12 protein-coding genes are annotated in these 13,291 nt (G+C 63.1%); 5 read left to right on the top strand and 7 right to left on the bottom strand.

Annotation, left to right across the window (positions count from 1 at the left end):
• Positions 1-161: 161 nt before the first annotated feature.
• The 5 genes from K3174_RS00145 to smpB all read right to left on the bottom strand — a co-directional run bounded on the left by K3174_RS00145 (position 162) and on the right by smpB (position 5,887).
• Positions 162-788 carry a glutathione S-transferase family protein gene (locus tag K3174_RS00145; RefSeq protein ID WP_221554822.1) on the bottom strand — a complete coding sequence of 209 codons (627 nt, stop codon included), beginning with the start codon at positions 786-788 and terminating at the stop codon, positions 162-164.
• 197 nt (positions 789-985) lie between these two features.
• Positions 986-2,050, bottom strand: a complete 1,065-nt coding sequence (recA, locus tag K3174_RS00140; protein ID WP_221554821.1) for a recombinase RecA — start codon at positions 2,048-2,050, stop codon at positions 986-988.
• A gap of 144 nt (positions 2,051-2,194) precedes the next feature.
• Positions 2,195-4,669: a hybrid sensor histidine kinase/response regulator gene (locus K3174_RS00135; RefSeq protein WP_221554820.1), complete on the bottom strand. Its 2,475-nt coding sequence runs from the start codon at positions 4,667-4,669 to the stop codon at positions 2,195-2,197.
• Positions 4,666-5,274: a DUF2062 domain-containing protein gene (locus tag K3174_RS00130; protein ID WP_221554819.1), complete on the bottom strand. Its 609-nt coding sequence runs from the start codon at positions 5,272-5,274 to the stop codon at positions 4,666-4,668. Before K3174_RS00130 ends, K3174_RS00135 begins: the two co-directional genes overlap by 4 nt.
• Positions 5,275-5,404: 130 nt before the next feature.
• Positions 5,405-5,887: an SsrA-binding protein SmpB gene (gene smpB / locus K3174_RS00125; protein ID WP_221554818.1), complete on the bottom strand. Its 483-nt coding sequence runs from the start codon at positions 5,885-5,887 to the stop codon at positions 5,405-5,407.
• A 93-nt stretch (positions 5,888-5,980) separates the two neighbouring features.
• Here smpB and K3174_RS00120 point away from each other — a divergent pair, with 93 nt between their 5' ends.
• A complete protein-coding gene (locus K3174_RS00120) occupies positions 5,981-7,054 on the top strand; it encodes a succinylglutamate desuccinylase/aspartoacylase family protein (RefSeq protein WP_221554817.1) in 1,074 nt (357 codons plus the stop codon).
• A gap of 1 nt (position 7,055) precedes the next feature.
• Here the strand turns inward: K3174_RS00120 and dapA are convergent, their stop codons facing one another.
• Positions 7,056-7,937, bottom strand: a complete 882-nt coding sequence (gene dapA / locus K3174_RS00115) for a 4-hydroxy-tetrahydrodipicolinate synthase (RefSeq protein WP_221554816.1) — start codon at positions 7,935-7,937, stop codon at positions 7,056-7,058.
• 137 nt (positions 7,938-8,074) lie between these two features.
• On the opposite strand from dapA, the gene K3174_RS00110 reads away from it, so the two are divergent.
• From K3174_RS00110 to K3174_RS00100, 3 genes are read left to right on the top strand one after another with little or no spacing between them, the layout of a single operon-like run.
• Positions 8,075-9,976: a lytic transglycosylase domain-containing protein gene (locus tag K3174_RS00110; protein ID WP_345719547.1), complete on the top strand. Its 1,902-nt coding sequence runs from the start codon at positions 8,075-8,077 to the stop codon at positions 9,974-9,976.
• Positions 9,977-9,999: 23 nt separating this feature from the next.
• On the top strand, positions 10,000-10,479 hold the full coding sequence (locus K3174_RS00105; RefSeq protein WP_221554814.1) for a GreA/GreB family elongation factor: 480 nt from the start codon (positions 10,000-10,002) through the stop codon (positions 10,477-10,479).
• Complete coding sequence (locus tag K3174_RS00100) at positions 10,472-10,954, top strand: invasion associated locus B family protein (protein ID WP_221554813.1); 483 nt, start codon at positions 10,472-10,474, stop codon at positions 10,952-10,954. The genes K3174_RS00105 and K3174_RS00100 overlap by 8 nt, the downstream gene beginning before the upstream one ends.
• Positions 10,955-11,013: 59 nt before the next feature.
• Here K3174_RS00100 and K3174_RS00095 read toward each other — a convergent pair whose 3' ends face one another.
• The gene (locus K3174_RS00095; RefSeq protein WP_221554812.1) at positions 11,014-11,679 is read right to left on the bottom strand and encodes an outer membrane protein; all 666 of its coding nucleotides are present in this window, start codon (positions 11,677-11,679) and stop codon (positions 11,014-11,016) included.
• A 288-nt stretch (positions 11,680-11,967) separates the two neighbouring features.
• Here K3174_RS00095 and rlmN point away from each other — a divergent pair, with 288 nt between their 5' ends.
• On the top strand, positions 11,968-13,224 hold the full coding sequence (gene rlmN / locus K3174_RS00090; protein WP_221554811.1) for a dual-specificity RNA methyltransferase RlmN: 1,257 nt from the start codon (positions 11,968-11,970) through the stop codon (positions 13,222-13,224).
• The last annotated feature ends 67 nt before the right edge of the window (positions 13,225-13,291 follow it).

Here is a 13,291-nt window from a genome sequence, read left to right as displayed (position 1 = left end):
CATTGTGTGGCGCGCGTATTGTCGCGTTGGAAGGGCCCGCATAACCGAGGCCAAAGACAACTGTTCTCATCTGATTTCCCGTCCGGTCACTTTGCCCGCAGGCTGCACGCGCGCTTCTGTGTGGTCGCCGGACCATTTGCAAGTCCGCCAAACGGGGTAGCCTACCAACCGAAATAGGGTCCGCCTCGCTCACGCGCACGCTGCCACGCGGGGCGCGCATGGATCGCCTCGACGAAGCGGGCAAGCTTCGGTGCCGTTCCCGCATAGCCCTGCATTACGGCAATTTCCGCCGGGAAACTCATCATCACGTCGGCCGTCGTCCATTCGCTGCCGACAAAGTGGAGATCGTCGGAGATTTCATCCTCGGCGAACTTCACATGCGCCGCCAACTGTTCGTCGATTCGCGGCGCGAGAGCAGCCGCAGCGTCGCCCAGGCGGGCAGTGTAGAGCTTGAGCATGACCGGCACGAAGAAGCTGCTTTCTCCGAACTGCATCCATTCGAGGTTGCGGACATGTTCTTGCGTATCGGACGCCGGGAGCCAGGCCTCGCCGCCATGGCGCTCGCACAGATACTGGATGATCGCACCGCTTTCCGCGATCCGCAGGCCATCATCCTCGATCAGCGGCGACTTGCCGAGCGGATGTGCCTGTTTGAGTTCGGGCGGAGCGAGATTGGTGTCCGCATCGCGCTGGTAGTGCGCGATCTCGTAATCGACACCCAGTTCCTCGAGCAGCCACAGGATCCGTTGCGAACGGCTATTGTTGAGATGATGGACGATTATTGTCACGCAGCCCTCCTGTCTGGCGATTCGCGGGCACACTAGGCGCAGCGCGACAGGGGTGCCAACCCGAACACGGAAAAGCCGGTGCGGCCAGAAAACGGCGCGCACCGGCTTTCCGTTTTTTCGGGAGCGCCGGGGGACAGTCCGGCTATTGCGCGGGTCCGGGGGAGGTTTGGACCGGCGCGCTCCCGCTTGAAGAGAACTCAGTCCTCGTCCGCGTCCGGGCCGGTCATCATCTCTTCGGCGACCTCGTCGGTGCGGCCGCGGATCGCGGCTTCCAACTTGGCACACATTTCGGGGTTTTCCTTGAGGAAGGTCTTGGCGTTTTCGCGCCCCTGACCGATGCGGACGCTGTCGTAGCTGAACCAGCTGCCCGACTTTTCGACTACGCCGGCTTTGACGCCGAGGTCGAGAATCTCGCCGATCTTCGAAATCCCTTCGCCATACATGATGTCGAATTCGACCTGCTTGAACGGCGGCGCGACCTTGTTCTTGACGACCTTCACCCGGGTCGAGTTGCCGATGATATCGTCGCGATCCTTGATCTGGCCCGTACGGCGAATGTCGAGACGGACGGACGCGTAGAACTTGAGCGCGTTGCCGCCCGTCGTGGTTTCCGGGTTTCCGTACATCACGCCGATCTTCATGCGCAGCTGGTTGATGAAGATCACCATACATTTCGAACGGTTGATCGAACCCGTCAGCTTGCGCAGGGACTGGCTCATCAGGCGGGCCTGCAAGCCGACGTGACTATCGCCCATCTCACCTTCGATTTCGGCGCGAGGGACAAGCGCGGCAACCGAATCGACTACCAGCACATCGATCGCATTGGACCGAACCAGCGTGTCGGTAATCTCGAGCGCCTGTTCGCCCGTATCGGGCTGCGAGACGATAAGTTCGTCGATATCGACGCCCAGCTTGCGGGCATAGACCGGATCGAGCGCATGTTCGGCATCCACGAAAGCGGCAGTACCGCCAGCCTTCTGTGCTTCGGCGATCACATGAAGTGCCAAGGTGGTTTTGCCCGAGCTTTCCGGCCCATAGACCTCGATCACCCGGCCCTTCGGCAGGCCACCTACACCCAATGCGATATCGAGGCCGAGCGAGCCGGTGGAAATCGCTTCCACCTGCATCGTTTCCTTCTGGCCCAGCTTCATCGCCGAACCCTTGCCGAATGCGCGATCGATCTGCGCGAGCGCGGCGTCCAATGCCTTCTGGCGGTCTGCGTCCACTTTTCCGTCCTCTACGAGCTTCAGACTTGCCGCCATGACATTACCTCCTGCGCTTGGCCAGAGCCGGTATCGACTCTTCAACTGAGAAGTGATGTATCGGCTTTGTTCTCAAAGAACAAGAGTGGAACGAAAATTATTTTCCGGTTTTGTTCCTGACAGCAGTTCGCGGCGGTCTTCACCCTATTTGCGCTGCTCGCTCAGTACCTCGGCTACCTTGGCGTTGATCTGCTGTACGCTGAAGGGCTTGGGTATGAAGTGCATATTGTCGATGTCGATTTCGTTGCGCAGCTGTTCCTCTGCATAGCCGGACATGAAAAGGATCGGAATATCCGCTTTCACGCCGCGGATGGCGCGGGCCATGGCAGGTCCATCCATCGCCGGCATAACGACATCGGAAACGATCAGGTCGAATTCGATATCGCCATTGGCGATCGCTGCCAGCCCTTCCTCTCCGTTGGCAGCGGTGGTGATGGTGTAGCCCGCGCGCACCAGCGCCCGTTCGGCGACGGCGCGTACCATGTCCTCGTCCTCGACCAGCAACAGCTTGCCTCCGGCGGACCATTCGGTCGCCTTCGGCTCCTCCGGCTCTTCGGCGCGCATGATGGCCGGGAGTTCACCCTTGTGTACCGGCAGATAGACGGTGAAGCGCGCGCCGATCGGGGCGCCGTCCGGCCCCTGGACATTGTCGGCGAAAATAAAGCCGTTCGACTGCTTGACGATGCCGTAGACGGTCGACAGGCCGAGACCGGTGCCCTTGCCCTGTTCCTTGGTGGTGAAGAAAGGCTCGAATATCTTGTTGAGATGCTCTTCCGGGATCCCCCCGCCAGTGTCCTGGACGATGAGGACCGTGTAGTCGTCGGCCGGCATGATATCGATGCCCATCTTGCGCACATCGCGCGCGGACACGCGACGCGTCGCAAGCGTCAGACGGCCTTTCCAGTCCGGCTTGCCCCGCTTCGTTGCGTGAGTCTGCATGGCATCGCGCGCATTGACGGCGAGATTGATGATGACTTGCTCGAGCTGCTGCGGGTCGGCCCGCACCGAGCCCAGTTCGCGGTCGTGACGGACCGAGAATTCGATCTTCTCGCCCATCAGGCGCTTCAATAGCTGGCTCACTTCGCTGACGACGTCGGGCAATTGGAGGACGACGGGGCGCAGCGTCTGCTGGCGGCTGAACGCAAGCAGCTGGCGCGTCAGACTGGCGGCCCGGTTCGAATTCGCCTTGATCTGCTGAATATCGTCATAATCGCTATCGCCCGGGGTATGGCGCAGCAGCATCAGATCGCAGTAACCGATGATCGCCGTCAGCACATTGTTGAAGTCGTGTGCGACACCGCCCGCGAGCTGCCCGACCGCCTGCATCTTGGTGGCCTGGGCCACCTGGCGGCGCAGGCGTTTTTCTTCGGAGGAATCCGAAATCGACAGCAACACCGCCGCATCGCCCAGCCCCCGCACCCCGGCAAGGCCGATCGAGACCGGTTCCTCTTTGTTGTTGGCGAGCCGTACCGCCATGTCCCCGCTCGCGGTCGCCCCCTTGGCGAAGCGCCGGACCGTATCGGCAATGGCGGCCTTGTCTTCGCGCACCACCAGGTCCGAGGGGAACTGCGGCAAACCCGCAGTCTCGCGCTCGACCGCGCGCAGGAATGCCTTGTTGGCGAAAAGAAACCGGCCGTCGCGATCGGTCAGGGCAAGCCCCAGCGGAAGAGCCGACAGCAACGCCTCCAATTGTGGGACCGCCGCCTTGCCACTGCTCTCCCACCCTCCGCCGATGCCCACGGTACTGTCGACCAGCAGCATCAGCGATGGCGCCTGATCGGCATCGCTCATCTTTGTGCTGTTCGGCATATCGAGGGGGACGTGCACCAGCGTTTGCGGCGAGCCTTGCTGTCCCTCGCGCGCGAAGAAAATGCGATCGCGATCGTCCGAGCGCAGCAATTGCACGAATTCGAGACCGCCGAGCGCGTTGTCACGACTGCCGGTTGCCCGCTCCGCCAATCCGGGCGTCGTCGTCTGCACGATGCCATCGGGAGCTACCAGGGCCACTTCGACTCCGGCGCGCGACATGACCTCGCCCAATGCTCCAGCGATCCGTTCGGACAGGCCGTCATAGCTGCGCTGCTGGCGAATCTCGTCGAACCGCCAGACCAGATAGGCCTCTCCCCTTCCGCTACGATCGATCCGCAAGCGGTAACGGGCATCGATACCGGCGAGCTGGATTTCCTCGACCTCTGCCGTCCCATCCCGCCATGCCGTACGGGCGGCAGCCTGCACGGCGTCGCGCGAGGCCGGCTGGAATGCCAGTTCGTAGGGAGCAGAGACGCCGTTGAACCAGTGCTCATAGGTCGAATTTGCGCAGACAAGCCGGTTCGCACGATCGATAATCGCCACCGCCCGGCGACGATCTTCGATTGCCGCGCTGGTCACCGACCAGTCGGGTTGAAGTACTTCCTGCTCGGCAGGTGCGGTCTTGAGACGGGCCGCCAACAGCAGCATCAAGAGAACCGCGACGAGCGATCCGCCATAGGCCAGCGCCACCATGGTCTGCTGACCGACCAGCCACACCAGCGCGATGGAAATGATGCAGGCGGCAGTCACCCCCAGCATCAGCGGGGCGGGTGGCAGGCGGTTTACGGGGTTATCGTCCGGCACAATCATGCCTCGGTATCTTTCCCGATACGTTCGTCAAGGCGGCGGGCCATTGCACGCAGGCGGCGCCGACGCTTGCGTGCCACGATGAAACGCCAGGCGATGCCGGCCAGAAGATACCCAACCGTCGCGCCGACGACCGCCAGGACGATGAATCCGAATATGGTCACCAGAACGGTTACTCCGACGCCTTCGAACAGATTGAGGAACCAGGCCCAGCGGCCGCTGGTGATTTCGTCCTGCGCCACTCCGCCGGTCGCCGCCAGATCGACCTTGAGAATGAATGCGCCCAGCTTGTTGGCGACCACGGCCCAGAAGGGAAAGGTCAGCGGATTGGTGATGAACGTCACCAGCGCGGACAACGGCACATTCGCCCGGGCCGGAAGCGCCATGAACGCGGCAAGGAATATCTGACCGACCGGAATGATAAATCCGGCAAAGATTCCCAAGGCAACTCCGCGCGGCACGCTGCGCCGGGTGAAACGCCACAACTCGGGGGTCAGAAATCGGTGTGCAATGGGCCGCAAATACTTGTTCTCGGCCATTTGCTCGCGCGTGGGCATGTGCTGGCGGAACCAGTCCGCCAGAAAGGTTTTCGATCTGCGCTCACTCATCGACACGACCCCGCCATGCGCCGCCTCAATGGCGAGTTCAAGGGGGCGCGCGAAGCGAATTGCGACGAATGCGGCATGGCTGTCGATGTGGTTAGCGCCCGCACGTTTTGTAAGGGCCGAGGCGGCGGGATCACCCGCGTTCGCGCATCAGCCGGGCCTTGTCGCGCTGCCAGTCCCGATCCTTGATACTCGCGCGTTTGTCGTGCGCCTGCTTGCCCTTGGCCAGCGCGAGCTCGACCTTCGCTCGGCCCGTGGAATTGAAATAGATGGATAGCGGGACAAGGGTCATGCCCTTGCGTTCGACCGCACCGAACAGCTTCTCGATCTCGCGCGCATGCAGCAACAGCTTGCGCGGCCGACGGGGCTCGTGATTCAGCCGGTTGCCGTGCGAATACTCGGGGATGTTCGCATTGATCAGCCAGACCTGCCCATCGCGCACTTCGGCATAGCTTTCCTTGATGCTCGCCTCGCCCGCGCGCAGCGCCTTGACCTCGGTCCCCTGCAGCGCCAGCCCGGCTTCGAACGTATCCTCGACGTGATAGTCGAACCGCACGCGCCGGTTGTCGGCGACGGTCTTCTGCTTGTCGAAAGTGGCGGGCTTCGGACGGGCCATAAGGCGGGCGCATGTAGGCGAGCCGGCGGCGCTTGGAAAGGGGAGGCGCGATTTCTCTTGCCAAGCCGCCCCTTGCCGTGGCGAGAACCGGGCATGACGACCGACAGCATTGCCGAGCCCTTCACAATTCATGACACGACCATCGCACCGGGCATGTCGGCCACCGTGGCAATTCCGGTGAGCCAGCAGGTCACGGGTCTCAACTCGGCTCTCGCGCTGCGAATTTTGCATGGCGCACGGCCCGGCCCCTGCATCTTCGTCAGCGGCGCGGTCCATGGCGACGAGATCGTGGGAGCAGCGGTCATCCAGCGGCTGCTCGAGCGCCTGTCTCCCGAAACGCTTTCGGGCACGATCATCTTCGCGCCTGCGGTGAACATCTATGGGTTCGTGGCGCATAGCCGCTACCTGCCCGACCGCCGCGATCTGAATCGCAGCTTCCCCGGTTACGAGCACGGCAGCCTGGCCGCGCAACTGGCGCATTGCTTCCTCACTCATGTGATCGACCGTTGTTCTCTGGGGATCGACATCCATTCCGCAGCGGTCCATCGCTACAACCTGCCGCAGATCCGCATCGCATCGGGCAGCCCCTATCTGTCCGAACTGGCGATGGCCTTCGGGGCTCCCATCATCATAGAAAGCCCGCTTCGTCCCGGGTCGATGCGCGCGCTGGCAGCCGATCGCGATACGCCGATACTACTGCTGGAAGCCGGCGAAGCGCTGCGGTTCGACCGCTTTTCAATCGGCGTAGGCGTTGCCGGCGTGGTGCGCGTGCTCGCGCATATCGGAATGATCGCAACCGACGATGGACCGGAGCAGGTCGAAGTCCCGCTGCGTTCGAACCGGTCGAGCTGGGTACGTGCCCCGCGCGGCGGCGTGTCGCGCCGCATCCGCAAATCGGGCGATGTCGTGCGCCAGGGCGATCTGCTCGCACAAGTCGGCGGACTGTTCGGCGAGGAACGGGAAGATCTTGTCAGCCCGATCGACGGAGTGATCGTCGGCCACGCCACGCTGCCGATCGTCAATCAGGGCGACGCGCTGTTCCACATCGCTGAAGTCGACACGCTCGATCACGCGGGCGAGCATACCGACAGCATCGTGGCGGCGCTTGCAGTCAGCGCCCCACCCTTCCCGCCGGCGCCGCTGCTAGATGAAGACGAAGTGATCTAGCTCAGACCAGGCCCGCATGCGCGAGCGCTTCGTCGACCGCCTTGCGGCTCGCCTCGCTCGCATTGCACAGTGGCAGGCGAACGTCGGGCGAGAACCAGTCGTGGACGCGGCTCAAGGCGTATTTGGCGGGCGCTGGGCTGGCATCGGAAAACATGGCATAATGTAGCGGGAACAGGCGATCGTTGAGCTCGCGCGCCTTCACGAGGTCGTTGGCCGCAATCGCCTCGTGGAATTCGGCGCAGAGCGCGGGAGCGACGTTGGCGGTGACGGAAATGCATCCCGCACCTCCAGCCGCCGAATGCGGCAGCCACAATTCGTCATTGCCCGAAAGCTGGCAGAAGTCGCGCCCGATACCCATGCGGTGATCGGCGACGCGCGACAGATCGCCGCTGGCATCCTTGATGGCGACGATCCTTTCCGGATATTTGCGCACCAGTTCGACGACCGTCTCGTCTTCGATATCGGTAACCGTGCGGCCGGGCACGTTGTACAGCACGATCGGCAGATCGCTGTTCTCGGCCAAAAAGCTGAAATGTGCGATAAGCCCAGCCTGGCTCGGCCGGTTGTAATAGGGTGCGACGCACAGCCCGGCGGCAGCGCCTGCCTTCTTCGAGAACTGCATGTGCAGCAACGCGTTGCGGGTGTCGTTGGAACCGCAGCCCGCAATCACCGGCACACGGCCGGCGGCCTGTTCTATGCAGACTTCGATCACGCGGTGGTGTTCGGCATTGGACAGAGTCGAGGCCTCGCCCGTCGTGCCGCACGGCACCAGGCCTTTGCTGCCGTTTTCGATCTGCCAATCCACCAGCTTGCGAAAAGCGACTTCGTCGAACGATCCGTCGCGAAAAGGAGTCGCCAGAGCCGGAATCGATCCTGAAAACATTTACGTGCGTCCTGGGTTAGAGCTATGAAACAAGGCGATTTTCGACGGGTCGTGCCGAAATTCGTTAAGCGCCTGATAAGGAGGGGCCGGGCACTATGTCCAGCATGGGCAGAAAAACAGCTTTCACACTCGCATTTGTGGCCGGTAGCGCACTGGCCTTCCCAGCAGTTTCGAACGCACAGGATGGCTCGCGCACCAGCCTCGTCGCACAGCAGCCGGGTCAGATCGACCAGGCCGTGGGTCAGTGGGAATATCTGACGAGCCAGGAAAGCCTGCCGTTCTCTTCCTATGCAGGGTTCCTGACCAGCTACCCGGATTTTCCCAAGCGCGAACTGCTCCAGCGGCGGGCGGAAGCTGCGCTCGATCGGGAAGCGCCCTCGCCGCAGACCCTCGTCGCCTTCTTCGACCGCCACCCCCCGCTGACGAATAGCGGCAAGGCTCGCTACGCTCTGGCGCTTGCCTCGCTTAACCGCTCGGAGGCGCAGAACATCGCACGGGAAGCCTGGCGCGGCGGTACGATGAGCGGGCCGACCGAACTCTATATGCAAGGCCTGTTCGGCAACCGTTTCGCGCCCGAAGATCAGGATGCCCGGATGGATGCGTTGCTGTGGCAGGGCAATTACGAAGGCGCTTCGCGCCAGATCGTTCGTACGTCGCCCGCCTATCGTCCGACGGCGCAGGCGAGACTCGCCATGTTGCAGGGCAGCACCCCGTCGCAGGCGGGGTTGCCGGTTCCGGCAGGGGCGATGACCGATGCGGGCTATGTCTACAACCTGACCCGCCAATATCGCAATTCGGGGCAGCCTTACGAAGCAGTAAACCTGCTCTCGTCCCGGGCCGCATTTTCGGCCCCGGCCTTCGACGGCACCCAGTTCGTCAGCGAAGCGCTGGCCGTGGCCAAGAGCGCGGGTGCGACGCAGGCGGTGAGCATCGCCTCTAAAGTGGACGACGTCTTCGCCCCGGGGACCGACATTTCAGAAGGCTCCTTCACGCTGCGGGACAAATACACCGACCTGATGTGGCTCGGCGGAACCAAGGCGCTGTGGTCGCTGGGCGATGGCAGGCAGGCGGCGCCGTTGTTCTATCGCTACGGCACCGCCGCGAAGACGCCGCTGACCCGGTCGAAAGGGTTCTACTGGGCGGGCCGCGCCGCAGCACGCGCCGGCGATCGTGCGGGAGCGCAGCGCTATTGGGAAATGGCCGCCGAATATCCCGATTGGTATTATGGTCAGTTGGCCCTGAACGAACTCGGCAAACCGATGCCGACCTTTGCCAGCGTTCCCGCGCCCAATGCCGCCGAGCGAGCGGCTTTCGAGGCCGATCCGCTGACGGGTGCGCTGCGGGCGATTGCCCGCAACCGGCGCGACTGGCGGACCGAACGCGCCTTTTTTGAAGCGATCGCGCAGAAGGCCGAGACGCCGGGCGAGATGGCCCTTGTCGGCCAGCTGGCGCGCGACATGGGCATGGATGAGCTGGCGGTCGTTGCGGGTCTCGTGGCCGGCGAACACGGCCTTCAGGGCTTCGAACGCCTGGGATATCCTACCGTACAGACCCATGCGGGTGCCAACTGGACCATGGTTCACGCCATCGCGCGGCAGGAAAGCGAATTCGATCGCAACCGCGTGAGCCACGCCGGCGCGCGCGGCATGATGCAGCTCATGCCCGGCACGGCGCGGGAAGAAGCGGGCAAGATCGGCGTCAGCTATATGTCCGCCGATCTCACCGCAAATCCCAGCTACAATATCCGCCTCGGCGATGCCCATTTCGCGCGGCTGATGGACCGCTATGGCGGTGCCTATCCGCTGGCGATCGCTGCCTATAACGCCGGTCCCGGACGCGTGAACCAGTGGCTTGCGGCGAATGGCGATCCGCGGACGGGCGCGGTCGACTGGGTGACCTGGATCGAACAGATCCCGGCGAATTTCGAGACTCGGTATTATGTGATGCGGGTGATCGGGAACGCGGTCAGCTATGCCAACATGCACCCGGATAAATCGGCCAATTACGAGCGTGACATCGGCAATTACCTGCGCCGCTGATTTGCGCTAGAGGCGCCAGCCTCATGCAGCCGAAATCCAACCCCGTCACGCCCGCGGGCCTTGCCGCGATGAAGGCGCGCTACGACCATCTGCTCGGCACCGAGCGCCCGGAGATCGTGGAGATCGTCAGTTGGGCGGCGGGCAATGGCGATCGCAGCGAGAATGGCGACTATCTCTATGGCCGCAAGCGGATGCGCGAGATCGACCGCGAACTGGCGCATCTCGCGCGCCGGATGAAGTCCGCACGGGTGATCGATCCGGCAGAGCAGCCGGACAAGTCGCGCGCCTTCTTCGGTGCCACCGTCACCCTCGCCGACGAAGACGACGTCGAAAAGGTCGTGACGCTGGTGGGGGACGACGAACAGGACGCAAGCGCCGGCCGGATCGGCTGGTCGTCCCCCATGGCACGCGCGCTCAAGGGCGCATCGGTCGGGGATTTGCGCAGCGTGCGCCTGCCCGGCGGTGCGAAGGAATGGGAGATTGTGGCAATCGACTATGCGTAAGCTCGCCGCTCTCCTGGTTCTTGTGCTGGCCGCCCCGCTGTCCGCCAAGGACAGTCTCGGCGTGTTTTCCGACTGGGGTGCCTTCCGCGATCCTTCGGTCCCGCGTTGCTATGCCATCGCCATCCCCGAACCCAGTAGCATGCGGCGCGATTTCGAACCCTTCGCCACGATCGGTTCCTGGCCTCGCCAGAACCTTCGCGGACAGGTGCACTTTCGCCTCTCGCGGCAGCTTTCGACGCGACCGAACATTTCGCTTTCGATCGGCGGAAAAACGTTCCGGCTGACGGGCGGCGGCGGCGATGCCTGGGCTGCGGACCGCACCATGGACGCCGCCATCGTGGCGGCCATGCGCTCCGCCAGCCGGATGACCGTCCGCGCGAGCGACACTCGCGGCAACCGCTTCTCGAACTCCTACTCGCTGGCAGGTGCGGCCACGGCGATGGACGCGGCAACTCTCGCCTGTTCGCGACGATAAAAAAGGGGCCGGGAAGCGCCCTTGCGCTGCCCGGCCCCGATCATGTCAGGCGCAATCGCTTAGAAGCGCACGCCGACGCCTGCCATGACCTGGTGACGGTCGAGATCGACGCCGAAGCGTTCGCTGTCGGGCAGGTCGCCGTCGAAATCGACTTCGCCCTTGCTGTAGTTCGAATAACGATATTCGAGGTTCACGAAGGTCCGCGGGTTCAGCGCATATTCCAGACCCGCACCGGCACGCCAGCCGTCGAGGTCGAAGTCTTCGTTATACTCGGTCGTGCCGTCGTTGGAGAGGATGTTGAGCTTGGCATTGGTGTAACCGCCCTTGGCATAGAGCAGCACGTCCGGAGTAACCTTGGCACCGACGCGCGCGCCGACGAACAGGTCGCGGCCGGCATCCACCCGGCCAAATCCGAAGCCTTCGAAATCGCCGTCGACGAATTCGCTTTCGGCACTCGAATCGGTCAGTTCGGCTTCGAGGCCTACGACGGCACCGCCAAGATCGATGTCGTAACCGGCCTGGACGCCATAGACCACGCCATCGATCGACTCGTCATTGTCGATCTCGCTATCGTCGTCGACGCTGCTTCCTGCCTGCAAGGCGTCATAGCCGAGCACGCCCTGGACGCGGAAGCCATCGAAACTGCTGCCGCTGTCCTGTGCCATGGCAGGCGCCGAGAAGGCGACCAGCGAACCGGCGACGAGCAAGGTGGAAATCTTATTCATTTACGAACTCCGTTTATGTGTCCCGCAGCTTTTTTACTGCGTGGATTGCGAGAACGTTGCGGAATCGGGAATAGTTTCATTAACGTGACACAACAGAAAATTGTGGCAAATTGAACACATATTACGCGACGAAGGGGTGTCCCCGACCGACGGAATGCGTCGCCTGACGGGATCCGCGACAATTGGCTGTCGGGCGGGAACGCTCCGCCGAGTGCCGGGTTAGACGCGCTCGCACGGGCACGCTCGTGCTTTGCTTTCGCGCGATTTGGCACTATATGCGCCGCTCCCATGGCCGATACGACACTCATGAGCATCCCTGGGCAGGTGGATCCGGTTCCCGTCGCGCGCGACATCACCCCGCGGGCGGATGGTCGCGTGGACCTGATCGGTCTCCCCAAGGACCGCATCCGCGAACTTTTCGCCGAAGCCGGGCTCGATGCGCGCCAGGCCAAATTGCGCGCCAAGCAGGTGTTCCATTGGCTCTACCATCGCGGCGTCACCGATTTCGAGGCGATGACCGATATCGCCAAGACCATGCGCCCCTGGCTGGCCGAACGCTTCTTTGTCGGGCGGCCCGAAGTGGTCGAGGCGCAGCATTCGACCGATGGCACGCGCAAATGGTTGCTGCGCACCTCGGACGGCCACGAATTCGAGATGGTCTTCATCCCCGATGCGGATCGCGGGACGTTGTGCGTGTCCAGCCAGGTCGGCTGCACGCTGAACTGCCGTTTCTGCCATACCGGTACCATGCGCCTGGTGCGCAACCTCACGCCGGGCGAAATCGTCGGCCAGGTCATGCTCGCCCGCGATGCGCTGGGCGAATGGCCGAAGGGCAGCATGGCCGGCCTCGACGCGGAAGAGGATAGCGCGCACTACACGTCCGACGGCCGCCTGCTGACCAATATCGTCATGATGGGCATGGGCGAACCGCTCTACAATTTCGACAACGTCAAGGGTGCGCTGAAGCTGGTCATGGACGGCGACGGGCTGGCCCTGTCGAAGCGTCGCATTACCCTGTCGACCAGTGGCGTCGTTCCGGCGATGGAACGCTGCGGCGAGGAGATCGGCGTCAATCTCGCCGTCTCGCTCCATGCGGTTACCAAGGAAATCCGCGACGAGATCGTTCCGCTCAACAAGAAATACGGCATCGAGGAACTGCTGGAAGCATGCGCCGCCTACCCCGGCGCCAGCAATGCCCGGCGGATCACTTTCGAATATGTCATGCTGAAGGACAAGAACGATTCCGACGAGCATGCCCGTGAGCTGGTGCGGCTGCTCAAGCAGTACCGGTTGCCCGCCAAGGTCAACCTGATCCCGTTCAACCCCTGGCCGGGCGCGCCCTATGAATGCTCGACGCCGGAACGGGTGAAGCGGTTCTCCGAAATCGTCTTCGAACACGGCATCAGCGCACCGGTTCGCACGCCACGCGGACGCGACATCGATGCGGCCTGCGGCCAGCTCAAGACGGCGGCCGAGAAGAAAAGCCGTGCCCAGCGGGATCGCGAGGCCGCCGAGGTTGCAGCCGCGGCAGACGCCGCTGCGTAGCTCTGAACGTCGGGGTTGATTGCAGCCACCCCAACTGACATACATCCCTAACACACTTGGGAGGATG

It is taken from the genome of Qipengyuania qiaonensis, from assembly GCF_019711515.1.
GTDB classification, from domain to species: Bacteria; Pseudomonadota; Alphaproteobacteria; order Sphingomonadales; family Sphingomonadaceae; genus Qipengyuania; species Qipengyuania qiaonensis.
The sequence above is the reverse complement of the archived record's forward strand: the minus strand, read 5'-3'. Positions and strand labels throughout refer to the sequence as shown.

Excerpts from the sequence above, each read along its gene's own strand:
- recA (WP_221554821.1), bottom strand. The coding sequence starts at position 2,050 with ATGGCGGCAAGTCTGAAGCTCGTAGAGGACGGAAAAGTGGACGCAGAC.
- K3174_RS00135 (WP_221554820.1), bottom strand. The coding sequence starts at position 4,669 with ATGATTGTGCCGGACGATAACCCCGTAAACCGCCTGCCACCCGCCCCG.
- K3174_RS00130 (WP_221554819.1), bottom strand. The coding sequence starts at position 5,274 with ATGAGTGAGCGCAGATCGAAAACCTTTCTGGCGGACTGGTTCCGCCAG.
- smpB (WP_221554818.1), bottom strand. The coding sequence starts at position 5,887 with ATGGCCCGTCCGAAGCCCGCCACTTTCGACAAGCAGAAGACCGTCGCC.
- K3174_RS00120 (WP_221554817.1), top strand. The coding sequence starts at position 5,981 with ATGACGACCGACAGCATTGCCGAGCCCTTCACAATTCATGACACGACC.
- dapA (WP_221554816.1), bottom strand. The coding sequence starts at position 7,937 with ATGTTTTCAGGATCGATTCCGGCTCTGGCGACTCCTTTTCGCGACGGA.
- K3174_RS00105 (WP_221554814.1), top strand. The coding sequence starts at position 10,000 with ATGCAGCCGAAATCCAACCCCGTCACGCCCGCGGGCCTTGCCGCGATG.
- K3174_RS00100 (WP_221554813.1), top strand. The coding sequence starts at position 10,472 with ATGCGTAAGCTCGCCGCTCTCCTGGTTCTTGTGCTGGCCGCCCCGCTG.
- K3174_RS00095 (WP_221554812.1), bottom strand. The coding sequence starts at position 11,679 with ATGAATAAGATTTCCACCTTGCTCGTCGCCGGTTCGCTGGTCGCCTTC.
- rlmN (WP_221554811.1), top strand. The coding sequence starts at position 11,968 with ATGGCCGATACGACACTCATGAGCATCCCTGGGCAGGTGGATCCGGTT.